This is a genomic window from Treponema denticola (genome assembly GCF_024400535.1).
Lineage (GTDB): Bacteria > Spirochaetota > Spirochaetia > Treponematales > Treponemataceae > Treponema_B > Treponema_B denticola_C.
Window position 1 is genome coordinate 2,296,253 of sequence record NZ_CP038800.1, and the last position, 24,272, is coordinate 2,320,524.

Below are 24,272 nucleotides of genomic sequence, written 5' to 3' on the forward strand. Positions count from 1 at the left end.
CATATTTTTTATATTATATCAATAATTTAACTTAAATTGGAATTTATTGCAGCCGCAATTTTTAAAAGTTGGGCTTTGGTATTTTGTGAAGGGTCTTCAAGAACGGCTTCAAATAGCTTTTGTAAGATTATGCCGAGCTTAGGGCCTGCAGGAATTCCGATTTCCATCAGCTCTCTGCCGCCGACGGCCAGATCTTTTAAACTCAGGGCAGAATCTTCGGCTATGACTTTTTCAAGCCTTTTTTTAAAGGCCGCCAAATTGCTTAAATTGGGAGCCTGTCCCGTCATGCCGAAACCGTCGGCCCTTCTTAAATCGAAGAGATTCGGAATATTTTCTACTCCGGCTCTGACTATAAAGCGGCGGATGGCAGCATCGCTCCAATCCTCCGTATAATGAAACATGTGAAGCCCCACCAGATGAGAAACCTCTTCAATTTCCTTGTTCGGGAATTTTAAACGCTGCATTATCTTTTTGGTAAGTTTTTCCGAAACTGCCTCATGCTTATAAAATGTATAATCGCCGTATTCATTTTTTTCTCTGGTACTTACCTTTCCTATATCGTGGAAAAGAGCAGCCAATCGCACAATCAAATTATCTTGAGGAGCGGCATCGCAGCTTAAAAAGCTGTGGTCAAGCACATCGAAGGAGTGCATTCCTTTTTGCTCAACCCCGCGGCAATCCGAAAGCTCGGGCAAAAAGACTTTTAAAAGCCCCGTATCCTCCAAGATCCTTAAAGAAATTATAGGATGCTCACTTAAAAGCATTTTAACGAATTCGTCCCGAAACCTTTCTATCGAAACTTTTTTGCAAACTTCAATACTTAAAGGAATCGCTTTTAAGGTTTCTTCTTCTATCTTAAAGCCCAGCTGTGAAGCAAAGCGGATTGCTCTGATAGGCCTCAAGCTGTCTTCCCCAAAGCGGTCAAGGGGAGAGCCGACGGTTTTAATGGTTTTTGATTTTATTGATTTTACGCCCTCAAATGGGTCAATAATGGAGCCGTCCTTCAAAGAAACTGCTATTGCATTCATAGTGAAGTCTCTGCGGCTCAAATCTTCTTCTATTGAACGGACATAGTTAATGCTCTGAGGCCTCCTTCCGTCGGAATAATCGGCCTCACAGCGAAAGGTGGTACATTCTATTTTTTCGCCCTTGTAAAGAATAGTAACCGTACCGTGGGCTATCCCCGTGGGAATCGTCTTACGGAAAAGGGCTTGAACTTCCTTGGGTTCGGCATCCGTAGCTATATCGTAATCCTTGCACGGCTTTCCTAAAAACCAGTCCCGCACAGCTCCGCCCACAAGGTAGGCCGAAAAACCGGCATTGAAAAAAACGGAAGCAATTTCACTCATTTTTTTTGAAACAGGATAGCGCATAGGGGTAAAGTTTACACAAAAATTTAGAACCTGTCTATAGGCTTTTTTAAGCTACAGAGCTTCTATTTTTATCGGCTCAAGCCTATACCTTCAGCTATTTTATCAATATCAAGGCTAAGTCTTTTAAAAGACGCAGCCACTTCCACTTTTGCTTGTTGTTAATATCTTTACCTTTACGCTTGTATCTCCACCGAATAAATTCAGCCTTGCGGTTTTTAGATCGAGAAAAATAAGTATTATAAGCTTTGATTAGAAATATTTTACTTAATAGAAAAATTGAGGGAGGTGGATAAACTTAGGATAACATTTTTTACTGCATTACAAGCCCAGATAAGAGAACGAGAAAATTGTAAATCGCCAGAAAATTTCGTTATCATGGTTTAGTTATAGCATAAAATATAGAAAAACTCAAGGTATAGGAATATACATACACAGAATCGGCTCTTGGCTTTTTTTTAAAAATTTGTTAAATTTATACAATGAGTATAAATCTTGAACAAATACAAACCTTTTTTAAGGAAACTTTTACCATTACCGCCCTCATGTCGATCTTATCCTTTTTAGGAGTAATTTTAATTATATATATTTTTTTTAAAATTATAATTAAATCTGTCAGAAAATTTACGGAAAACAAGGTAAGTCCTGCGGTTCAAAACCTTATAACAAAGATTCTCCAATACACCTGTCTCGCAGTTATTCTTCTTACCATCTTCAAGAAAATAGGCATAAACATAAGTACATTTATCGGAGCAGCCGGTATTGCCGGTGTCGCAATAGGCTTTGCAGCTCAAACTTCGATATCAAACATAATTTCAGGTTTCTTTGTCCTTGCTGAAAAAGCCTTTAAGGTCGGCGACAGGATTCAGCTTGGAGACATAGCAGGCAATGTGGAATCAATCGATTTTATGGCCATTCGTGTAAAAACTATTGAAGGAAACATAGTCCGGATTCCGAACGAAGCAGTCATAAAGGGTAACCTGATCAACTATTCAAGCCTGCCTATAAGAAGAATTGAAACAAAGGTAAGTATAGCATACGGCAGCGATATGGAAAAAGTCGAATCGGTATTTATGCAAATTCCCGAAAGAGTTCCTCAAATTCTAAAAGATCCGAAACCCTTCATTATATGGTCTGCCTATGCGGATTCCGGTATCGAAATAGCTTTCTATGCTTGGGGATTAAATGAAGACTTTCTTATAATAAAAAACTCGGTATTTAAACTTATAGCAGAGCTATTTGAAGAAGCCGAAATAAATATTCCGTTTCCACAGATGGATGTTTATATCAAATCAGGAAAATCGAATCAAACTGCATCAGAAATAAAATAGTTCGGCTTTTTCATATTTAGTATAAAGAAAAGAAATTGATTCCAAAATAAGAATCTAATTTCAATTACCTCCGCTCTGTATATTGAAGATTCTTAATTACATCACATAACTCCTTACCGCTTGAACTAAGACGGCCGTTACTGTTAATCAAATTAATAGAATTATTTTCAGTCATCAATTCAGGAAAGAATTTTTTATATTGTCCCGCTTCATATAAAAATCCGGGATCAAAATCAGCCGGTTTTGCTTCGGGAGCTCCGCCATAATATCTTACTATAAAATTTTTAGAGATTTTTTTTGTTTCATTGCTAAAATAACGCAGTTCAGTTTTTCTCCATGTTCTAATATCGTATAACACAAAATCGTTTTGAGCATAAACTGTAACAAGCTGACTTTGTTCCGTTACCGTACCTGTATATACAATTCCATTTATAGTATTTGACACATCTTTGTTTACAGTATTTACAGGCCCATATGTTTCTTTAACCTTTCCATAGTTTTCGTAAGGCATAAGCACCAAATCAGCATCTCTGATATCTATAAAGTTAAAAATAGAATTTGTTCCGCCTTTGATAAAATTTACTTTAATAATTTCAGGCCCCGAATTTGAAGAAGCAAATTCGGAATTTATTGCCCGCCGTATTCTATCTACATCATTATAATTATCACCCGGCAGTACAATAGTTAGTCTGAGTATAAGTCTTTGGTCTACCTCTGCAAGTTCTTTTGAAGCTATACCTGGAATTATCTTTTCTGCTTTTTGAAAATAGGCTTTTGCATGGCGGAAGGCCGTATAATTGTTAAGCCTCAGATTATAGCTACCCTCTTCTATATAAAGATAAGCAGCTTTTTCTTTTGCAAGACGGCTTTTTTCCAAAGCTCCTTTATGCCCGGCAATCCATGAATTTGCAAGCATATAGTATTCGGATGCTTGAAGAAGATTATCGGGCTTATTTGTATAAGCAAGAGCCTCTGCAGCATTATAAGCCGTATCCGCACCCAGTAAATTTATCTCATCATCCATATGGCGGGAGTACTTTTTTGCACGCTTTAAATTTGCCAATGCTTTAGAAATATTTTTAGGATCGTTTCCCGGCATTTGTACAATACGCAAGGCTTCATTATAAAGGGCTTCCGTTGCCCTTGTATAAGAAATGTCCTTCAGCTCGCTGTAATCTCTAGCTTCAAAAACAGCGATTTCTTTCTTTCCACGTAAACCTTCGGGATACATTCTTTGAAGAGTAGTAACACGGCTATAAAGCAGCATCCAATCGGAAATATTATCTGCAATATCTGCATAATATATGTCATCTCTTTCCGCCTTACTGATCATATCCATAATAGAGCGTTCAGCCTTAGCGGACTCGGTTTTATAGACCTTTATGTAGGCATCCGATACATTGCCGGCAATAAGAAGATCTGCAGCGGATACAGCTCTTTGAACGGGAGTTGAACCGCGGACATACATACTAGCACAGCCTGTCAACAAAGCAAACAGACTCACCAAAATTAAAAATAAAGAAAATAGTTTAGTAGTTTTCATATATACATTATAGTAAAAAAATGAGGATTAGTATACTACCGTTGAAAAATATGATATAATGAATGGATAAGGGGGAGAACATGAGTTATAGCACATTAGAAAAAGAATTGAAAACGCTGCCGGAAGAATATCTTGAATCTGTGGCGGAATATATTGAACTATTAAAGTATAAGATTTCCTTTTTAAATCAAAATCACCTTTCAAAAAAAACTCCTATTATAGGACTTGCAGAGGGAAAATTTCCAATACCTGATGACATAAACGCATATGATGACGAAATAATTGATATGTTCGGAGAATCCATATGAAAGTCTTATTGGATACACATATTTTAATATGGCTGCATCGGAATGATGAAAAACTTTCTCAAAAAGCTAGAAAAATTATACTCAATCCTCAAAATGAGATTTTTTACAGCGCAATAAATATTTGGGAAGCTCAACTTAAATATTTAAAACACCCTGACTCTTTTCAGTTTTCGGGGGAACATTTGGATAAGCTAAGCCTTAAAGCGAATTTATCTTGCCTGTATATAAAACCAAGTCATGTGATTGCACTTGGAACACTTACTTATTCTAAAAATGCACCAAAATTGCACAATGATCCTTTTGATCGCATGTTAATTTGCCAAGCAGAAGTAGAAAATATGTTTCTCATGACTCATGATTCATTGATCCCATATTATAATGAAGATTTTATCATACCCGTGTAATTCATAATTTGTAAATAAAAAAAACTATATATAAATCTCAAATAAAATCTATAAAAGAATTTAGAAAATTTTAATTGTAACCATTGACATTACATCTAAAAAAGCTTATATTATAGATGTAACAATAATAGTTACATCTATAATATTAAAACATTGGAGGTTCTAATGAAAAAGATTGCAATTATTGGAGCAAATGGAAAACAAGGTCATTGTCTTACAAATGAAGCTGTAATGCGGGGCTTCGATGTAACAGCCATCATCCGTCAGCCTTGTGCTAAAAATGAAAAGGTAAAGGTTCTACAAAAAGATTTATTTGATCTAAAACCTGAAGATTTGGCAGGTTTTGATGCGGTTATCGATGCCTTTGGAGCATGGACACCTGAAACCTTTGACCGGCACATCACTTCGTTAAGGCATTTATGTGATTGCCTAAAAAATACTAAAATCCGGCTTTTAATAGTCGGAGGAGCGGGTTGCCTTTATACAGATAAGGAGCATAAAACAATCTTACTTAATGCTCCTAATTTCCCTGAAGAATTCCGTCCTCTAGCACAGGCAGAAACGAATGCATTTCTTGAATTAAAGGAAAGAAAAGATGTTTTGTGGACTTATTTATCACCGCCCTTAGATTTTAAACCAGAAGGTAAACGTACCGGAAAATATAAACTTGCAGGTAAAGATCTCCCATTCAACTCGAATGGAGAGAGCACAATAAGCTATGCCGATTACGCCATCGCTATGATTGATGAAGTAGAAAATGGAAAATTCATTCAAGATAATTTTTCGGTTGTAAGTTTATAAAATAACGATTCAATAGCCGTCCTATTGTGAGTACCTAAAAACATCAATTTTTAGAAATGACCTATTGTATCTTATATAGTTTTAGTATAAAATGAAAAGATATTCGGTTAGGACGGCTTATGCAAATAGGAACAAAATTCTCGGTTTCAATTCATATCCTACTCTGCGTTGAATTCTTTAAAGATAAGTGCAAGGTAACGAGCGATTTTCTTGCTGAAAGTGTAAAGACAAATCCTGTAGTTATACGCAAACTTATGAGTGCATTAAAAAATGCAGGCCTTATAGAAATTACTCAGGGAACAGGCGGTATTGCACTAAAAAAAAAGGCAGCTCAAATCAGCTTCCTCGATATCTTTAATGCAGTAGAATCAATAAAAGACGGAAAACTATTTAAAATACATGACACACCGCCGAATGAATGTCCTGTTGCACAAAAAATAAATCTCTTGCTTGACGGCTATTTTTTGGATGCTCAAACCACCCTCGAAAAAAAATTAAATTCATTTACACTGCAAAGTATTTTAAACAAGATTAAAGACATTCAAATATCTTAATTGGGCAAGTAACAGTTAATTTTAAGGAGCAACAAGATGCCGGACTGGACTAAATATCGAATACCTAAAAAACTTTTGGATAATAAAAATAAAAACATTAAAATCGAAGAATTTAATGAGTTTGAGCACAAAGATATTATTCCTCAAATCTATGCCGATGCCTTTTGCGATAAGGCATGGGAAAGTGATTGGTATAAAATAGATCTTTTTAATCCCGCCTCTTGTTTTATTGCAAAATATAATGAAGAGTATGCAGGTTTTATTATTTCTTTTATAAAAGAAAATTCGGCTTACATCAGTGTTATTGCGGTTCTAAAAAAATATCAAAAATGCGGAATCGGAATATCTCTTATAAATAGAGTTATAAACTATTTTAAAAATCAAGATTTGGAAATTTATCTTGATGTCGAATCAAAAAATAAAACGGCAATAAATTGGTACAACAAACGCGGATTTATTCAAATTATCGAATCAACAACCCTCTGCACGAATAAAAGACATGGAGAAAAAAATGAAAACAAAAGATATTGAAACGGAAAGGCTAATTTTACGCAGTATGACACTTGACGATGCGGATTTTGCAGCAAAGCTTTGGGGCGATCCGGAAAACGGAAAATATCTTGCAGATCAACCTTATAAAAACGGCGATGAACTTAGAAAGGTAATTTATGATATTGACGAATGGGTAGACGAATATCCTTTTATTGCTGTTTGTAAAAACACGGGAGAACCTGTTGCAACCTGCTGCTTAGGGACGGAAGGACCAAAAGATCATTGGGGCTTCGGCTATACAGTAAAAAAAGACTTGTGGGGACAAGGGCTTGCGACCGAGATGGTAAAAGCTTTGATAAATTTTGCATACTCATTAGGAGTGCGTAATTTTTATTGCACAGTTGCAAAAGAAAATAAAGCCTCGTGCCGAGTAATGGAAAAATGCGGATTAAAAATACAAGATACAAAAGCATTTAAAAAACGCAATACGGACATGGAATTTGAATCCAATATTTATACAATGGCCATGGAGTAAGCCGATACAAGTAAAAACCTTAATCTTGTTTTAAAGAATTTATAAACTCTCCTTTATATCCTGAGGGCGATTGGATATAATTCCCGTTACTCCTTTTTTGATAAGATCCAAGGCCTTTTCTTTATCGTCAACAGTCCAGCACCAAGATTCTTTATTTTTCTTTTTCGTAAAGCATTTATAAGAAGGTTTTAAAATATCAGGTCTACAAAATAGAAGCCCCCTACCCTTTTTTAAAAAAAAGAGATTATCGGGATGATTATCATAGATTAAGGCTGTAGGAATATCCGAACATATCTTTGAAAAATATCTTATAGCAAATGGATTAAAAGAAGAAACCAAAAATCTCTGAGGATTTTCGGGTAAAACTTTTAAAATATCCTTTAAAACCTGATAGGTTTTTTCTACAACTCCCTTATATTTTAAGTTATCTATTTTTATTTCTATATCGACATAGATATCGGAGCCTAAAAGTTTAAGCACATCATAAAGCAAAGGAAGTTTTTCGCCTTCATATTCTTTTGAAAACCAAATACCGAAGTCATATTTTTGTAATTCTTCCCAAGATAAATCTTCAACTTTTAGATTAGGAGCCTCGATAATTTTTCCGTTTTCATAAATTCTTCCTGTACGCTTAATTGAGGAATCATGAATAACCGCAAGTTCTCCGGTTTTGGTTAAATGCACATCCAGCTCCACTCCGGGGATTCCCATCTCTACAGCTTTCTTAAATGAGGCAATAGTATTTTCAGGAGCTAAACTTGAAACTCCTCGATGACCAAAAAAGAAGAGGCCTTTTTGCATTAGGCAAAATTTCTTTATGCATATTCCGTTTCCTCATAAATTAAATAATCTTTATTTTTACTATAGCTATTATAGCAAATATAGTTTATACTGTTAAGAGATAAAATTTATAAGGAGTTACGATAAACAGCTCGGCAGAAATTCTGCCTCACTGTTTATCTGCCGAGTTTGCCTTTTGGCAAACATCGCATTATTGTATGTGTGTGCATTCCTGCACACACTTGAAAAAACTTTTTTCGCAAATTAATATTTGCTGCAAAAAGTTTTTATGGGAGAAGCTATGAAACAAAAAGAAGGATTTAGAAAATACCTTCCGATAACTTTTTTAATCGGAGCAGGATTTTTTACGATGGGGCTCATGGATCCATTGTATGACAGTTATGTAACGATTTTTTTTTAAGCCGTTATATTCCATTTAAATGGCTTGTCGGAATATTGATGTCTCTCGATAATGTGCTGGCAATATTATTAATCCCCATCGTTTCGACATGGTCGGATAGAACCCGAACAAAAATAGGGAGACGAATGCCGTGGATTTTAATTCTGCTTCCATTGTCGGCAATTACTTTTAGCTTTATTCCATATGCAGCAAAAAATTCTTTGGCGGCATTGATAATTATTCTTGCCCTGCTGAATTTATTTAAGCAATCGGTGCGGGGGCCCGTAATAGCTTTAATGCCTGACATTGTTCCTGCCGAATTCCGCTCTCAAGGTAACGGAGTTATAAATACCATGGGAAACATTGCAGCAATAGTGGGAACCTTATTTTTGGCCCGCCTAATGGATGTCGATACTGTCCTTCCCATTATAGGGCATACAAAGGATGTCCTTTCATTTCCGGCAGCAGGTTTTTTGGTTATCCTTGCAACCCTAATGCTATTTCTTTTTGTAAAAGGAAAAAATGTTCCACTGCCTGATTCTCCTGAAAATGAAGAAGAAAAAAAAGTGCCGTTTATACAGGCAATGAAAACCGTATTGGCAGGAAGGAAAATTGAAGATGAGGAAAAGCCCGATAAAAGTACCCTATTTGTTCTTGTTTCGCTTTTCTTATGGTTCCTAGGCTATCAGGGAATGTTGCCATACATCGCCGAGTACAGTATAAAACATTTCGGTGTATCGACAGGACAGGGAGCCTTTGCCGCAGGAATGGTAGGAATAGCCTCAGCCCTATCAGCCATTCCAATGGGTTATGCTGCAAGTAAGTGGGGACGAAAAAGAATGATAAGAATCGCCTTGGTTGTTGTTGCAAGTTTGTGTTTAGCTCAATTTTTCTTAACCGAAATTGCAGGTATGCTAGGCCTTGCCGGAGGACAATTAAAATACCTTTTTTGGGGCCTAATGTTTGTGTTCGGTATTTTTTGGATCTGTATAATAGCAAACTCCTTCCCCATGCTTTGGCAGATGGCAGGCTTCGCTCACATAGGACTTTACACAGGCTTATACTATACATTTTCTCAAGGAGCTGCAATAATGGCCCCCTTCCTTGCAGGTCTTATAATCGACTTTGCAGGGCACAGAGCAGTCTTTGTATACTGTGCATGTTTTTTCCTCCTCGCATGGCTTATGATGGGAAAGGTTACCCGCGGAGAAAAGCACGATAAGGTAGAATAATTTTTTTACGAGGCTCAATCGGCAGGTTTAGTTTTGTTATACCTCAATCCGAAAGTCTGTATAACCTCTAAGCCTTATCTCTTCGGAATTAAGGCTTTCAACACGGGCATAAGGATGCTCGTGCTTGAGAGCATAAACGAATTCTCCCAAAGTATCGGTATCGGCTTCGGCAATAATTTCGACGGAGTAATCGGCAAGGTTGCGGACTCGCCCTTTTACATTGAGGCTCTTTGCAAGAGAACGGGTCCAATACCGAAAGCCCACTCCTTGAACCCTTCCTTTGACTATAATATGAAGGGCTCTCAAAGTCTCCTTATCCATTGATAATCCTGAAACCTAGGGCTTCGGCAGTATCTTGAACCTTAATCCCTATACTCTCTGCAAAGGCCATTGCATTCCTGCAGCCCAAAATAGTATGCTCAGGGAAATGAGCATCAGAATTACAGATAATTCTGGCCCCCATATCTGAAGCAATTTCCCAAAATTGCCTGACCGGATAAATAAACTCATCGCGCCCGGCGCGTTCAATTTTTCTTTTAAAGGTACCGTATCCGTTTATTTCTATCGGCATATCAAGATCAACGGACGCCTGAATCAAGGTCCTTGAACAAGCCAGATGGTCTGAATCTATGTTTGAAACATCAGCCAAAAAAAGATCGGGATGGGCTAAAAAATTATAAAGACCTGATGCCATTCCTTCAATCGTAAAATCAATATAACCGAAAAGTTCTTTTTTTGTAAGGGTTGGAGCATATTCCAAGCGGCCGCCTACATCATACCAGTGAGAACCTAAAACCAAAAAATCGGACTTCAGTTCCTCCCTCAAAAAGTCCTTGTACCAGCTCTTATAGCGGGGATGCCATTCGCACTCAAAACCGAAATATACGGGAAAAGGAGCATCAATGACAGCTTCCTCTACCATGCTCTTATAGAGGTTTACCTCATACTCTCCCATACGGCAATAATCCCATGAAGAATCGGGATAGGGACAATGGTCTGAAAAACCTAGAGCCGAACAGCCGGCCTTAATCGCTTCTTTTACATAATCGATCGGCTTCCCTTCAGCATGTTTACACAAATAAGTATGGGTGTGAAAATTGCTTATCAAATTATTCGTTTTCATCGGTCTTAATTTTATTTATTATAGAAGCCTTTGTCAATCGGAGAAACTATATACAAAAATATGGAATTTTGTGAAAAAATGCTTGAAAAAAAATGAATCCCATGCTATAGTCAAGATTTAAAGATAAGATTAATGAATGATAATAAAAAAATCAGCCAAAAGCTCTGGGCGCAAAACAAGTATTTGGTTTTAAGCAAGTCTCAAAAAATTTATAAGGATATAAGAGAGCTTTTAAAAAAAGAAGACATAACCCCTGATGAAGTGCAGCTCCTAATTGATCAAGCCATTAAACTTGAAGAAAACCCAAAAGAAGTAATCAATTCCCTTCAGCACATATGGGGCTATTTTAAAAATTGCGCAGAAAAAAACGCAAAAGAAAATTTTTTAAATATGATTGAGCTATATAAATATGGAAAAATAAATAAAAAAGAAATTTTAATCTATCTTTTAACCTTGCTAAAAAAATATCCTAATAAATATTTAGAAAATTCAAATATTTTTAAGGAAGAGGAAAATTAACATGCGACTATGGCATCAAAACCTGATAAGCAGATTACCCGCACAGCAGCTATTAGGGCAACATAGGGAATGCTATGCATTAAGAGGTCTGGACTGGAGAAAAAAGCACCCGGTAGTGGCGGGAGAAATATAGTAATATAAGGATTGCCCTTTTTTAAGATAATAACTTGCTATAAAAAATTCAACTAAGTATACTTTTATCTACCAGCTTCCCGAAGCTCCGCCGCCTCCAAAACTGCCCCCTCCTCCTGAATAACCGCCTCCGCCTCCCGACGAACCTAAAAATTTAAACGCGCTTCTTGAAGTAAATAAATTAGTTACCAATTCCTCACCGGTAAATCCCTTCAAAGTTATCAAGCGGTACAAAATCCAGAAAAAGCACGGAATAAGTCTGCAAAAAATAAACCATATTATAAATAAAGCCGTAAGTCCGACGATGATAGCAAAGCCGTCACTATCATCATCAGAGGAATTGATTTTGGATAGCATACTTTCATCCTGTAAGGCACATCCTGCAATAGCTTTTACCCCTAGGAATATTCCGCTACCGAAATTCCCTGTTTTAAATTCGGGAGCTATTACATTCCGTATAATACGGCCTGAAGCGGCATCGGTAAGATTTGCCTCAAGGCCGTACCCTACTTCAATACGCATTTTTTTATCGTTTACGGCAACAAGGAGCAAAACACCGGAATCTTTTTCTTTAGAGCCAAGCTGCCATGTTTCTGCAACACGCAATGAATATTCTTCACAATTTTCTCCTTCGAGAGAAGGGATAGTTAATACGGCTATTTGCACATCCGATTTTTTTTCAATTTCAAAAAGAAAATTCTCTATTTCAGTCTTTTTATCATCCGATAGAATACCGGCTAAGTCGTTTACAGGCCCTTTAAGCTTAGGCACATTAAGCGAAAAAATATTAACGGCCGCAATAAAAAACAAGACAGAAAAAAGCTTGATTTTTTTTGTCATCTATCGCTCCAATACCACAAGCCCGTCGGGATATTCATTCGGGTTTCCTGCCGTTTTAGGAAAATGTTCTGCAAGAATTTTTCCGCATTCTTCTACAGCCTTGCATAAACTCTTTGCCGTATTCTTTGACTTTAAGCCGTCAGTTATTATGCCGCAAATACCGTTCCATGTGTTTTGCTCAACTTTTTCGGCAATACCGGAATCTGCAATAATAAAAACTTTTCTTTCAAGAATAGAAACAAAGATCAAAATACCGGTTCTTTCGGCAGTCTTATAAATTCCGCATTCTACAAAATGTTTTAAAGCTCTTGCATATACCCTTGCTTCCTTTATTTTTTTTGGAATTATTAATCTATCGAGAGCGGGAATATTTATCAGCAAAAAGAAAAGGAGCATTATAATCAAAACACCGGCCCCGATCACGGCTGTGAGAGTCTTAGGAGAAGGATACCAAAGTTTTGTTTCGAGTAATTGCCAAATACCGTTGCCAAAATAAAGCATTACAAAAAAAGAAATAAAGGCTAGGCAGACGGCAGCAAACAATTCTACAAACGAATAAGAATCACTTTGAGGAATAACCGCCAAAGCAATTTCACCATTTGTAGTTTTTTCCGCCTCTGCAACAGCATTTTTAATCAAATCCAAATCTTTATTAGTAATATGTATTTTGTTTAATATCCGTTTATTTTCCATAAGTTACCTCTAAGGCTTATTCTATCATTTTTTAATAAAAATCACAAGCCTTGTAATTCTTGTTTAAAAAGTGAGTTAATCGCTTACTTGCGAAATTATCGGCGATATGCTAAAATGCCTTCTGTTTATGATAAATTTAAGGAAGGTTTATTTTCAGCCGCTGAAATAGCGCGGCTGAAAAACACGTCGAGTTTGCTTACGCAAACATCGCAGATTGTATGTACGCTATCGCGTACTAATTGAACAGCTTCCAAAATTGATATTTTGTTCAGCTGTTCAATTTTAAGGAAGAATAAATGCTTTTAACAATAAGTGCTGAAGGAAATAACTCGAATATTTTAAGTTTTTTGCTGCATAAACATCCCGATAAATTACAGACAGCAGAATTATCTGTAGGAAAGGCTCATGTTTTTTATCCCGAATACTCCCAAGAAAAAACAACGGCTGCTCTGCTTTTGGAAATCGATCCTGTCGGCATGGTGCGCAATGCAAAAAATTTTACGGGAAAGGAATTTTTACTGGGCCAATATGTAAACGACCGTCCCTATGTTGCTTCCTCATTTATGAGTTCTGCAATTTCAAAGGTCTTTTCAAGTGCCTTAAACGGAAACTGCAAAGAGCATCCGGAATATGTTGAAGAAGCTCTTTCCTTAACTGTAAAAATTTCGGTTCTTCCCGCTCCCCGCGGCGGCGAGCTTTTAATTAAAAATCTCTTTGAACCTTTAGGCTACAGTATCGAAGCCGAGCGTCATATTCTCGATACAAAATTTACCGACTGGGGTTACGGAAAATATTTTACTCTCATATTAAAAAATAAATTACCTATTAAAGATTTGCTTTCTCATCTTTATGTTTTAATTCCCGTATTGGATAACGAAAAGCATTATTTTATTACTCAGGATGAAGTCGATAAATTATTGCAAAAAGGAAAAGGCTGGCTTGAAAATCATCCTTCAAAGGATTTAATAGTTTCGCGCTATTTGATAAACATAAAATCGCTTGTCCGTTCGGCTTTTAATATTTTGGCTGAAGAAGAAAATGCGGCTCAATCCGGAACTGAAGAAGAATCGGATTCACCTCTTCAAAAAGGAAAAAAGGAAAGACTGCATGACCAAAGACTAAATGCCGTTACCGAAAAATTAAAAATGAGCGGAGCAAAAAGCGTTATCGACTTGGGATGCGGAGACGGCAAACTGATACGGCTTCTTTTAAAAGAAAAACAATTTGAAAAAATTGCAGGCATGGATGTTTCATATTCCGAATTAACAAAATGCAAGGAAAGACTGCACTGGGAGGATATGCCGCCAAAACAAAAAGAAAAACTTAGTTTATTTCAAAGTTCACTTATGTACAGAGATAAAAGATTTTCAGGCTTTGAAGCTGCCGCCGTTGTTGAAGTAATAGAACACATGGATGAAAACAGGTTACCCGCCTTCGAAAAAGCCGTTTTTAAATTTGCAAGACCAAGTACCGTAGTTCTTACCACGCCGAACAGCGAGTACAATGTGCAATATGAAAATTTAGCAAGCGGAAAAATGCGGCATACCGATCACCGTTTTGAATGGACACGCAAGGAATTTGAAACATGGGCAAAAAGAGTTGCCGATGAAAATAATTATTCCGTAGAATTTTTTACGGTAGGCGAAGAAGAAAAAAATATAGGAGCTCCGTCACAGATGGCGGTATTTAAATATGCAGATTAATATACCCAAGACCTCACTGGTTTTACTTGTCGGAGTTTCGGGCTCCGGTAAAAGCAGCTTTGCACAAAAACATTTTGAAAAATATGAAATTGTTTCTTCCGATATTTGCCGAGGTATAGTTTCAAATGATGAAAATAATCAATCAGCTACAAACGATGCTTTTGAAGTTTTTAATTTTATTCTTTCAAAGCGGCTTCAAAACGGATTACTCACGGTTGCAGATGCGACAAATATTCAGCAGGAAGCAAGAAAAAAACTTCTCAACATAGCCCATTCTTTTCATGTTCTTCCTATTGCAATTGTTTTTGATTTACCTCAAGAGCTTTGTGAAAAACGAAACGAAGAGAGGACAGACAGAAAAATTTCTTCCGGAGTTTTAAGACATCAGATGCAGAACTTAAAACATTCGTTAAAGAATTTAAAGAAAGAAGGCTTTAAAAAACTTTATATTCTAAGATCGGAAGAAGAAGTAAATTCCGTTACGGAAATTATCCGTGAAAAACTTTATAACGATAAAACCGATATGCACGGCCCATTCGATATTATCGGTGATGTGCACGGATGCTATGATGAGCTTGTAGAACTTTTACAAAAACTAAATTACAAAATAGATTCGGTAAACGATGACGAAAAAAATTACGGCTTCAATGTAAGCCATCCCGAAAACCGTACAGCCGTTTTTTTAGGCGATTTGGTAGACAGGGGGCCGGCTTCTCCTCAAGTTTTAAAACTTGTTATGAGCATGGTGCGGAACGGTTCGGCACTCTGTGTTCCCGGCAATCACGATATGAAGCTTCATAAAAAACTTAACGGAAAGGCAGTACAGGAAAAACACGGACTTGCAGAAACCCTTCAGCAGCTAGAAAACGAATCTGAAGAATTTAAAAACGATGTAAAAGAATTTTTATACGGTCTTGTCAGTCACTATGTTTTGGATTCGGGAAAACTGGTTGTCGCCCATGCAGGCTTAAAAGAAGAAATGCAGGGACGCGGTTCAGGGGCAGTGCGTTCTTTTTGTTTATACGGAGAAACTACCGGCGAAACGGATGAGTTCGGTTTACCGGTGAGATATAATTGGGCATCCGAATACCGCGGCAGGGCAAAGGTTGTTTACGGCCATACTCCCGTTCCGAATCCGCAATGGTTGAATAATACGATTGACATAGACACAGGCTGCGTTTTCGGCGGAGCTCTTACAGCCCTCCGTTATCCCGAAGAGGAGTTTGTATCGGTTAAGGCAAAAAAAGTTTATTCGGAACCTGTACGGCCTATCGAACCCAAAGTTTCATTTTCATTGCAGCATGAAAACGATGACCTCCTCGATATTGAAGATGTAACAGGCAGAAGGATTATTCAAACCCGATTAAAAAACAATATACTAATCCGAGAAGAACAGTCCATTGCAGCCCTTGAAGCGGTCAGCCGCTTTGCAGTAAACCCTAAATGGCTTATATATCTTCCGCCCACCATGTCTCCTTCGGAAACAAGCAGCCTTGAAAATTTTTTAGAGCATCCAATTGAAGCTATCGATTATTACAAAAGCCGCGGAGTTAAAAAAATTATTTTGGAAGAAAAGCACATGGGCTCCAGAGCTGTGCTTATTGTTTGCAAAAATACACAGACTGCGGAAAAAAAATTCGGCATTGAAGATGAAGGTTTCGGTATTTGTTATACACGCACGGGAAGAAACTTTTTTAATGATTCAATAATCGAAAAAGAATTTTTAACAAAGGTTCAAAAGGCCTTAACACTTTCAAACTTTTGGGAAAAGCAAAGTACCGATTGGGTTTGTCTTGATGCGGAACTTATGCCTTGGTCTGTAAAAGCCCAAAGTCTTATACATGACCAATATGCGGCAACAGGTTCCTCTGCAATAAACGCTCTTTCAGAAGCGGAAAAAATTTTAAACCTCACAAAATTAAGAGGAATTGAAGGGGCAGAAAACTTATCAAATATTTTTACTCAAAAAAAAGTTTCGGTTGAAAAATTTATTGAATCTTACCGTAATTATTGTTGGGAAGTAAAAAGCATAGATGATTATAAACTCGCTCCTTTCCATATTTTGGCAACGGAAGGTGCTGTGCATACCGATAAAAATCACGAATGGCATATGGAAAACATAAAAGAAATATGTCTTGCCGATAAAACTCTTTTTAAAATTACACCCTATAAAATAGTTGATGTAGAAAACGCGAATGAAATAAAAGACGCAGTAGATTGGTGGTTATCTCTTACACAAAAAGGAGGGGAAGGCATGGTAATAAAACCATTCGATTTTGTCTTCCATGCAGAAAAGCACGGCCTCGTTCAGCCGGCAGTCAAATGCCGAGGTAAAGAATACTTGCGTATTATTTACGGCCCCGAATATTGCGAAAAAGAAAATTTAGACCGTTTAAAGAAAAGGGGCTTAGCAAAAAAAAGAGCCCTAGCCTTGCAGGAATTTGCCTTAGGCGTAGAGGCTCTTGAACGCTTTGTAAAAAAAGAACCTTTAAGGCGAGTTCATGAAAGTGCCTTTGCAGTTCTTGCCCTCGAAAGCGAAGCTGTAGATCCGCGATTGTAGACATTGCAGCAATGCGGATAATCAGTCTCAAAGTGCAGTAATAAAGGCAACCAAACCGAAAATTATGCCGGGTGAATTTGCAAAGGCAATCGGCCAGTCCCGTTTAGGTTTTTTCATAAGCCCGTATGTTACCCAAAGAGTACAGTTTATTGCAGCAACCAAGGGCTGAAGCCAATTTCCTTTCATTCCGTTTAAATTATTACTTATTTGCGGAATGTACGAAACATACATGGCCATAGCGGTTGCGGTTGCAACCCATCCTAAAATCGTAAAAAATTTAGAGTTCATAATCACTTCCTAATATACAAAATTCAATAAACCCGATTAAAAGCACTTTAAATAAAATGTTTAATCGGGTTAATAATTTTAACTAAAACTTAAAAACTTCTACCTCCGCCCCCATGTGTTTGTCCTGAGGAAGATGTGTGCGTAGTACTGCTGCCGCTGCTTCCCTTACTGCTGCTTGTTTGAATAATATGTGATACCGTATTTGTAGAAATAAAGGAGTCATCGGTTGTTGCAAACGAAACTAGGCTGTTTTTACTGACATCATAGAACGGGGCAGGAGCAAAGTTTCCCTTAGACTTATATTTTCTTATTGTTCCGGAGAACTTAAAGAAAAAGGCTAATAGGGCAAGACCTAAACTCATTCCAACTTCCAAAAGAGAAAGACTGTTATAAAATCTTCCGCTTAAAGTGTTAAGGTAAGACTCTATGCCTTTAGAATAATTATTCGCTTTTAAACCGCCGTCGATAAGCGAATCCAAGAGTTTTTCTATAACACTGTCGGTAATAGTTTTTATTGTTTTGTCCCCATGGGTTGAAATATGAGCATACCTGCTTCCCGGAGTTCCGTCCCCCGTTATAATGAGTAAAAGACTTCCTTCTTTTTCGGAACCTTGACCATAGTCATTGTAATCAAAATAATCATCAGCATAGTCTTGAGGACTTTTTCCTCCCGCATCGGAAACAATCACAACAACTGCATCAGACCCGCTCTTTTGGGAAACGGTTTTAAGATGTTTTTCTATCTTAGCAAAAACTTCCGGCTGTAAAACACCGGCTTCATCTACCAAAAGGTTTTTTTCAGTCTCTGCATAAGAGCTTATGCAGATAAAAAATATCAATGCATAAATAATCTTTTTTGCTACCATATAAACCTCCCGCCTAAGAGTAAAAGAGCTGCAAGAACTCCCGATATAATACCTGACACAAGAGCAAGCTTAGACTTATTTACCGGGAGCTCGCCTGTAGCTTTTCCTGTTTGACCATTTACGGCAAAGACATAGGTTTTTCCCTTATAAAGATAGGTGAGTATCCATGAGGGAAGCAAAACATAGTTATAATTTTGCACAGTGTAGGAAGTATTATCCTCTTCATCTTCAATACTTCCTCCGTAATCGGTAGAGTTTTGAATAAGGTCCTTAGTATAATCTTCCGCCCTGTTTTTTATTACGGATTCTACATCTTCTTTTTTAATATCATATTGCTCCGAAGAAAAGCCTGCAAGATAACCTTGAGAAAAATCTTTTTGTTCTTCCAAATCATAAGGACTTATTGCATTGATAAGAGGTTTATCTATCTTTGTAAAAGCCAACTCTTGACATTTATCCAACTCAATTTTTCCCGTGCGCTCAATCTTATACTTATCCGTTTTTGTATACTCCGTATTCCCGCTTCGCCACGATGAAATCTTTAAGCCTACGGCGTGATAGTCAACATTAGCTACAACATCAGCTTGCCAATGCGGAAGATAAATACCCGTTATCTTTTCTTTTGTGCTATTGCTTGTAAAATCGCTAGGCACATACTTTTTACCTTGCACCCAAGAAGCAAAATGCTTTAAGGCTTCCTTTTTATCAATCTTAAAAGGAATAATCTTATCAGGCTTAAAATCTCCTTTGAGCCTATCGGATAATACTACGGGACTGTGGCAATAATAACAAAAGGCCGTACTTGAAGTGTCCCCTACTACAACTTCCGCTCCGCAGTTGTTGCAGTGATATTGTTTTACCTTTCCGTCCCCTGCACCTTCGCCTTCGGAAGAGCTTTCATTTGCTCCACCCTTCTTTGCTTGCAGATCTTCCATGTATTTTGTAAGTTCTTCTTCTGTATAACTTGAAAAACAATAATCACACTTAAAGCCCCCGGTTTTCGGATCAAAACTTATAGGAGCTCCGCAGCCCGGACATTTATAATTTTCAATACTCATATCTTTCTCCAATATGTTGGTTATAATTTTGTTCCGCATTCGGGACAGAATTTTGCTCCCGGCTTTACTTCCGCACCGCATGAAGGGCAGCCGCTGCCTGCAGGTTTAGGAGTTCCGCATTCGGCACAAAACTTTCCGGTATTCTTGTGGCCGCACTCGGTGCAAAACCATTCTCCTGCTGCCTTAGCGCTGCCTTGTTGTTGACCGGCTCCTTGAGCAGCTTGATTCATTTGCATCTGCTGCATATTGGTTTGACTTGCCTGTCCCATAAAACCGCCTGCCGCATTCATGCCCATGCCCATACCCATAAAGGCCATTCCTGCTCCTGCCTGATTCGAACCTGCCGCTTCCATACCGCGGGCAATAGAGCCTTGCACATAGCCTTCCCGTACGGTAGGATCGCCGAGCATAGCTCCCTTATTGCGCATGTTGATGAGTTCTTTAGATTCATCATCATAGGAAATACTTGCAATACCGACTGAAAGCACCTCCATTCCGCGTAATTCCTTCCATGAATCATCCAGAATCTCGGACATGTGTTTGCTTAAAACCGTTCCCTTTGAAGGAATAAAGGAAATGCGTTCGCCTTCCATAGACATTTGACTGATGGCAGCCTGTAAGGCTTCTAAGAATTCGCTCAAGTATTGTTCGTTTATTTCATCAATGTGAACATTTTCGGCATCACGAGGACAAGCTTCTTTAAAAAACTTGATTGGGTCGGTTATTTTAATCGAATAGTTTCCGAAGGTGCGCAAAAACAACTCCGCATTATAGAAGTTGTCAAAGTATTGCAATGGATTGGGAGTACCGAACCTAATACCCTTGATCTCCTGTAAATTAACATAAAATACTTCCTGTTTCATCGGGGTGGTTCCGCCGAATTTAAAACGGCTGAAGGTTTCTTTTAGGGCATCTCCGAATTGACCGCCGAATAGGGAGGGCGATGCCGAATTTTCAACCTTAAAATATCCCGGCTCCGCCGTATAATCGACTATCTTTCCCCCGTCCACCAACATCATAAACTGGTTTTGATTTACATGTATAATAGAACCGTTTGAAACGACATCGCTTGAACCTTTTTTGTTTGTGTTACGTTTATCTGTGCGGACAGCAACTCCTTTTGCAAGGACAACGCCCTCACCCATATCTCCTGCTTCAATAACTTCGAGCCATTGATCGGCCAAACCGCCGCCCACTGCTCCAACTGCTGCTGATATAAGACCCATAATTTACTCCTTTAAATTTAAACTTACATAATTATGATATAACAAAAAAGTCAAAATATCAAGGTTTAAATTATTTGCCGCTTAAAATTTATTAAAAAACATAATTTCATAGCTTATAAGAACAGATTTGGAGGAAAAAGATAGGTCTCATAGAAATTTTACCGGATCATTTACAGTTTATCTGTCCTTCATTTATATAGATAAGTCTGTCACAAAATTGTTCCGCTAAAATTTTATCATGACTGATAAAAAGATAGCTTGATTGATGTGTATTTTGATATTCTTTTAATAAATGGATAATCTGAGCTTGGCTTACGCTGTCCAACATTCCTGTCGGCTCATCTAAGACAATCAACTGAGGTGTAATGGAAAGAATCCTTGCCAAAGCCAAACGCTGTAATTCTCCGCCGCTCAATTCCCTTGGGTAGCGGTAAAGATGTTCTTCCCTTAAGCCCAATTCTTTTATATCCCGAATAATTTTCTCCATTCCTTTTTCTTTTAAATAAATACGGTACGGTTCTTTTAAGCTATCTATGATGTGCAGTTTGGGATTAAAAGATATTTCCGGATGCTGAAAAAGAATTTGAATTTTGCGTCTTGTTTCACGATTAACTGGATATTTAAGCGGAAGGTTTTCAAAAAACATTTCTCCATTTGACGGCATTATTAAACCGGTTATAATTTGTCCGATAGTCGTTTTGCCGCTTCCGCTGTCCCCGATCAAGCCTAGTGTTTCTTTTTTATTTATGCAAAAGCTGATATTTTTAATTACTTCAAAATCTTTTTTGCGGGCATTTTTATATGTTTTAGAAATGTTTTTAAGTTCAAGCATATTTCCAGCACCTTACTTTCCTGTTTTTTTCTATGTCTATCATGGGAGGGGTTTGTTTACATTTTTCAAAAGCATATTCACAGTTTGAAGCATATCTGCATCCTGTTTCATAAACGGGACGCTGCATACTCTTTGCCTTATACTGTAGACCGTTTTCGGGCATCGCCCTTATTATATCTTCGGTATACGGGTGATAGGGTTTTGCAAATACTTCTTCGGTCAATCCAATTTCTACGCTATATGAAGAATGCATAACACATAATCTTTTGCTTATGTTTTTTGCAAAATTAAGGTCATGGGTAACGCAAACATAGGTCTCTTCTTTTAAGAGTTTAAATGCTTGTTCAACCATTTTAAGACGTCTTGAGTCTAAGCCCTTTGTAGGCTCATCAGCAAATATTAAATGGGCTCCTGCGGAAATACCCATTGCAATCATAGCCCTTTGCTTCATTCCGCCGCTGTAAGTGTGAGGATATTGAACGGCCCGTTCTTCTTCACTACCTAAATTGAATTTGCGTAAAAGGTTTACGGCTTCTTTCTCCGCATTTTTTTTGGAATACCCGTAATGAATTATAAGAGGCTCTCCGACTTGATAACCCACTTTAAGAAGCGGATTTAAAGAGTTTCCGCTGCCTTGAGGAATGTAGGATATTTCTTTTCCTCTAATGGAGTTTAAAGTTTTACGGTCAAGGCTTAAAAGATTCCGATTATTAAAAAAAGCGGTCCCCTGCACTTCTGCATTTTTAGGTAAAAGTTTTAACACAGCTAAAAGCATAACGCTTTTTCCGCTGCCAGTCTCACCTATAATTGCAATTTTGTCTCTTTCAAAAATATCTAAATTAAAATCTTGAAGAACTTGAGGAGCATTCTTTGCTCCGAATGAAACACTTAAGTTTTCTATTTTGAGAAGAGGAAGTTCAGCTAAGTTTATTTCAGTATTATTCATTTTTTGTGCCGTAATATCCTATAAGCATAAAACCTAAAACGGTAACCGAGATACAGATAATCGGAGGCAGATACCACCATATTTGTCCGCGCAAAATGCTGTGCCTAAAAAAAGCGTACCGCAAAATTGCACCCCACGATTTTTCGCCGTAGGTTCCTAGCCCTAAAAAACTTAAACCCGATTCCGTTACCATCGCTGCCGAAACGGAAAGTACGCCGCGTATAAGTATTATATCTTTAAGGTTCGGCAAGATGTGTTTAAACATAATGACAAAATCGGAGACACCCAAAGCTTTTTCTATTTTTATAAAAGGCTGTTCCGCAATTTCTTTTGTCTTTGCTCGCAGGATCCGTGCAGTTCCAGTCCAAGAAGTAATACTCATAGCTATAATCAAGTTCCATTTTCCGGGTTTCATAAACGCCACCAACAAGACCGTCAAAGGCAGTCCCGGAACAGACATTGCAATATTGGTAAACACTGTTATAAGTCTATCGGTAATACCTCCGTAATATCCTGAAAGCAGAGCAAAAACAACACCGATACAGGTAATAGTAATAGCCGCAAAAAAACCGACAAAAAGAGAAACCCGAGCACCGTAGATCAGCTCGCTTAAAATATCCTGTCCGACATCATTAGTTCCTAAAAGGTGCGCAAGACAAGGCTTTTCATAAATATGACCCATTTCATACGGATCATACGGAGCGATAACCGGTGCAAAAATTGCAATAATAGCTGCCGTCAAAACAATCATAAGCCCCGCCTTAAAGGAAGACGGCATTTTTTTTATATTTGAAAATTGTATCATCTCTCATCCCTTACGCGCGGATCTATTATGATATTGACAATGTCGCTTATCCAGTTTGCAGCGACAACACTCACCGCTGAAATTAAAAAACACAATTGTGCCGTCGGAAAATCGCGTCTGCTTACCGCATCGAACATAAGGGAACCCATTCCTTTCCAGCCGAAAATAACTTCAACTATCATCGATCCCGATAAAAGCCATCCCAACTGAATTGAAAGAGACGTTGAATACGGAAGCAGTGCATTGCATAAAACGTGACGGAATAAAACTTTTTTATCTTCCAAGCCTTTTGATTCCGCAGTTATTAAATAATCTTCGTTACAGATTTGAGAAACGGAGCTTTTCATAAGCATGAAATTTCCTGCCGTACGCGAAAGAACTAAAATGATAAGCGGTAATGCCATATGACTTAATAAACTCCAAATCCGCTCCATCCCCGAAAGCCCCGGTCCTACCATTCCGTTTATAGGAAATATTTTAAGCTTGTACGAAAATATGATGAGAAAAATCAAGCCTATACAGTTCGATGGAATTGTGTTTACAAACAAAAAAAACGGAGTCGTAATGCGGTCGAAAATTCCTTTTGTCCGCCACCCTGCAAGAGTTCCCAAAACAGCCCCTAAAATTCCGCCCAAAATCCACGTGGGAATAGAAAGCAGTAAAGTGCTTTTTGCCGCTCGCAAAACATTTTCTGAAACGGGCTGATGATTCGAATGAGCACGTCCGAAATCGAGCGTCGCAATACATTTTAAATATTTTTTATATTGCACCCATAACGAATCATCAAGTCCGAATTTCAATTTTAATGCTTCAAGTTCGGCAGGGTATTGATCCAAAAGATAATAGTATTCTTCTTGCCCGACCAAATACATAATGGGTTTCCCCGGCATAATATGAATGAGCAAAAAGCTAAGAGATATTATCATATAAA

Annotated in this window: 25 protein-coding genes and 2 pseudogenes; 12 read left to right on the forward strand and 15 right to left on the reverse strand. The window is 37.7% G+C overall.

The genetic code is table 11. The features are described from left to right. Positions 1-26: 26 nt before the first annotated feature. Positions 27-1,373, reverse strand: a complete 1,347-nt coding sequence (locus E4N78_RS10750) for a CCA tRNA nucleotidyltransferase (protein WP_255810545.1) — start codon at positions 1,371-1,373, stop codon at positions 27-29. A 479-nt stretch (positions 1,374-1,852) separates the two neighbouring features. On the opposite strand from E4N78_RS10750, the gene E4N78_RS10755 reads away from it, so the two are divergent. Next, complete coding sequence (locus E4N78_RS10755; RefSeq protein ID WP_255810546.1) at positions 1,853-2,701, forward strand: mechanosensitive ion channel family protein; 849 nt, start codon at positions 1,853-1,855, stop codon at positions 2,699-2,701. Positions 2,702-2,765: 64 nt separating this feature from the next. On the opposite strand, the gene E4N78_RS10760 is transcribed toward E4N78_RS10755, so the two are convergent. After that, positions 2,766-4,244 carry a hypothetical protein gene (locus E4N78_RS10760; RefSeq protein ID WP_255810547.1) on the reverse strand — a complete coding sequence of 493 codons (1,479 nt, stop codon included), beginning with the start codon at positions 4,242-4,244 and terminating at the stop codon, positions 2,766-2,768. 80 nt (positions 4,245-4,324) lie between these two features. Between E4N78_RS10760 and E4N78_RS10765 the strand changes: the two genes are divergently transcribed. From E4N78_RS10765 to E4N78_RS10790, 6 genes are all read left to right on the forward strand, one after another. Further along, positions 4,325-4,552, forward strand: a complete 228-nt coding sequence (locus E4N78_RS10765) for a DUF2281 domain-containing protein (protein ID WP_255810548.1) — start codon at positions 4,325-4,327, stop codon at positions 4,550-4,552. Beyond that, a complete protein-coding gene (locus E4N78_RS10770; protein ID WP_255810549.1) occupies positions 4,549-4,956 on the forward strand; it encodes a type II toxin-antitoxin system VapC family toxin in 408 nt (135 codons plus the stop codon). The genes E4N78_RS10765 and E4N78_RS10770 overlap by 4 nt, the downstream gene beginning before the upstream one ends. Before the next feature lie 165 nt (positions 4,957-5,121). After that, entirely contained in the window at positions 5,122-5,757 is a 636-nt protein-coding gene (locus E4N78_RS10775; RefSeq protein ID WP_255810550.1) for an SDR family oxidoreductase, read from the forward strand. Between the two features lie 119 nt (positions 5,758-5,876). Further along, positions 5,877-6,311 (forward strand): Rrf2 family transcriptional regulator, encoded by a 435-nt coding sequence (locus tag E4N78_RS10780; protein WP_255810551.1) that lies wholly within the window; start codon positions 5,877-5,879, stop codon positions 6,309-6,311. Positions 6,312-6,347: 36 nt separating this feature from the next. Next, on the forward strand, positions 6,348-6,842 hold the full coding sequence (locus tag E4N78_RS10785; protein WP_255810552.1) for a GNAT family N-acetyltransferase: 495 nt from the start codon (positions 6,348-6,350) through the stop codon (positions 6,840-6,842). Beyond that, positions 6,823-7,338, forward strand: coding sequence for a GNAT family N-acetyltransferase (locus tag E4N78_RS10790; RefSeq protein WP_255810553.1), 516 nt, complete (start codon positions 6,823-6,825; stop codon positions 7,336-7,338). Before E4N78_RS10785 ends, E4N78_RS10790 begins: the two co-directional genes overlap by 20 nt. Positions 7,339-7,377: 39 nt before the next feature. Here E4N78_RS10790 and E4N78_RS10795 read toward each other — a convergent pair. Further along, a pseudogene (locus tag E4N78_RS10795) lies at positions 7,378-8,161 on the reverse strand (glycerophosphodiester phosphodiesterase). A 258-nt stretch (positions 8,162-8,419) separates the two neighbouring features. Here E4N78_RS10795 and E4N78_RS10800 point away from each other — a divergent pair. Continuing rightward, positions 8,420-9,750, forward strand: a pseudogene (locus tag E4N78_RS10800) (MFS transporter). Positions 9,751-9,786: 36 nt separating this feature from the next. On the opposite strand, the gene E4N78_RS10805 reads toward E4N78_RS10800, so the two are convergent. Together E4N78_RS10805 and E4N78_RS10810 are read right to left on the reverse strand one after the other, a co-directional pair. Then, positions 9,787-10,071, reverse strand: a complete 285-nt coding sequence (locus E4N78_RS10805) for an acylphosphatase (protein WP_255810555.1) — start codon at positions 10,069-10,071, stop codon at positions 9,787-9,789. Continuing rightward, positions 10,064-10,873, reverse strand: coding sequence for a PHP domain-containing protein (locus tag E4N78_RS10810; RefSeq protein WP_255810556.1), 810 nt, complete (start codon positions 10,871-10,873; stop codon positions 10,064-10,066). Before E4N78_RS10810 ends, E4N78_RS10805 begins: the two co-directional genes overlap by 8 nt. A gap of 132 nt (positions 10,874-11,005) precedes the next feature. Here E4N78_RS10810 and E4N78_RS10815 point away from each other — a divergent pair, with 132 nt between their 5' ends. Then, positions 11,006-11,392, forward strand: coding sequence for a YbgA family protein (locus E4N78_RS10815; protein WP_255810557.1), 387 nt, complete (start codon positions 11,006-11,008; stop codon positions 11,390-11,392). A 1-nt stretch (position 11,393) separates the two neighbouring features. Continuing rightward, positions 11,394-11,525: a pyrimidine dimer DNA glycosylase/endonuclease V gene (locus tag E4N78_RS10820; RefSeq protein WP_255810558.1), complete on the forward strand. Its 132-nt coding sequence runs from the start codon at positions 11,394-11,396 to the stop codon at positions 11,523-11,525. Positions 11,526-11,593: 68 nt separating this feature from the next. Here the strand turns inward: E4N78_RS10820 and E4N78_RS10825 are convergent, their stop codons facing one another. Next, positions 11,594-12,364: a TPM domain-containing protein gene (locus tag E4N78_RS10825; RefSeq protein ID WP_255810559.1), complete on the reverse strand. Its 771-nt coding sequence runs from the start codon at positions 12,362-12,364 to the stop codon at positions 11,594-11,596. Continuing rightward, positions 12,365-13,057 carry a TPM domain-containing protein gene (locus E4N78_RS10830; protein WP_255810560.1) on the reverse strand — a complete coding sequence of 231 codons (693 nt, stop codon included), beginning with the start codon at positions 13,055-13,057 and terminating at the stop codon, positions 12,365-12,367. It lies immediately after the preceding gene. 296 nt (positions 13,058-13,353) lie between these two features. On the opposite strand from E4N78_RS10830, the gene E4N78_RS10835 reads away from it, so the two are divergent. Further along, the gene (locus E4N78_RS10835) at positions 13,354-14,760 is read left to right on the forward strand and encodes a 3' terminal RNA ribose 2'-O-methyltransferase Hen1 (RefSeq protein WP_255810561.1); all 1,407 of its coding nucleotides are present in this window, start codon (positions 13,354-13,356) and stop codon (positions 14,758-14,760) included. Then, positions 14,750-17,320: a polynucleotide kinase-phosphatase gene (locus E4N78_RS10840; protein ID WP_255810562.1), complete on the forward strand. Its 2,571-nt coding sequence runs from the start codon at positions 14,750-14,752 to the stop codon at positions 17,318-17,320. The genes E4N78_RS10835 and E4N78_RS10840 overlap by 11 nt, the downstream gene beginning before the upstream one ends. 27 nt (positions 17,321-17,347) lie before the next feature. On the opposite strand, the gene E4N78_RS10845 is transcribed toward E4N78_RS10840, so the two are convergent. The 8 genes from E4N78_RS10845 to E4N78_RS10880 form a co-directional block, all read right to left on the reverse strand. Further along, positions 17,348-17,608, reverse strand: a complete 261-nt coding sequence (locus tag E4N78_RS10845; RefSeq protein ID WP_002667363.1) for a SemiSWEET family transporter — start codon at positions 17,606-17,608, stop codon at positions 17,348-17,350. An 89-nt stretch (positions 17,609-17,697) separates the two neighbouring features. Then, positions 17,698-18,474 (reverse strand): TPM domain-containing protein, encoded by a 777-nt coding sequence (locus E4N78_RS10850; RefSeq protein WP_255810563.1) that lies wholly within the window; start codon positions 18,472-18,474, stop codon positions 17,698-17,700. Further along, positions 18,468-19,532 (reverse strand): TFIIB-type zinc ribbon-containing protein, encoded by a 1,065-nt coding sequence (locus E4N78_RS10855; RefSeq protein ID WP_255810564.1) that lies wholly within the window; start codon positions 19,530-19,532, stop codon positions 18,468-18,470. Before E4N78_RS10855 ends, E4N78_RS10850 begins: the two co-directional genes overlap by 7 nt. A 20-nt stretch (positions 19,533-19,552) precedes the next feature. Further along, complete coding sequence (locus E4N78_RS10860; RefSeq protein ID WP_255810565.1) at positions 19,553-20,758, reverse strand: SPFH domain-containing protein; 1,206 nt, start codon at positions 20,756-20,758, stop codon at positions 19,553-19,555. A 166-nt stretch (positions 20,759-20,924) separates the two neighbouring features. Further along, a complete protein-coding gene (locus E4N78_RS10865; RefSeq protein WP_255810566.1) occupies positions 20,925-21,590 on the reverse strand; it encodes an ABC transporter ATP-binding protein in 666 nt (221 codons plus the stop codon). Next, positions 21,583-22,536, reverse strand: coding sequence for an ABC transporter ATP-binding protein (locus E4N78_RS10870; RefSeq protein ID WP_255810567.1), 954 nt, complete (start codon positions 22,534-22,536; stop codon positions 21,583-21,585). Before E4N78_RS10870 ends, E4N78_RS10865 begins: the two co-directional genes overlap by 8 nt. Further along, positions 22,529-23,341: an ABC transporter permease gene (locus tag E4N78_RS10875; protein WP_255810568.1), complete on the reverse strand. Its 813-nt coding sequence runs from the start codon at positions 23,339-23,341 to the stop codon at positions 22,529-22,531. The genes E4N78_RS10870 and E4N78_RS10875 overlap by 8 nt, the downstream gene beginning before the upstream one ends. Continuing rightward, the gene (locus tag E4N78_RS10880; protein ID WP_255810569.1) at positions 23,338-24,267 is read right to left on the reverse strand and encodes an ABC transporter permease; all 930 of its coding nucleotides are present in this window, start codon (positions 24,265-24,267) and stop codon (positions 23,338-23,340) included. The genes E4N78_RS10875 and E4N78_RS10880 overlap by 4 nt, the downstream gene beginning before the upstream one ends. Positions 24,268-24,272: the final 5 nt, after the last annotated feature.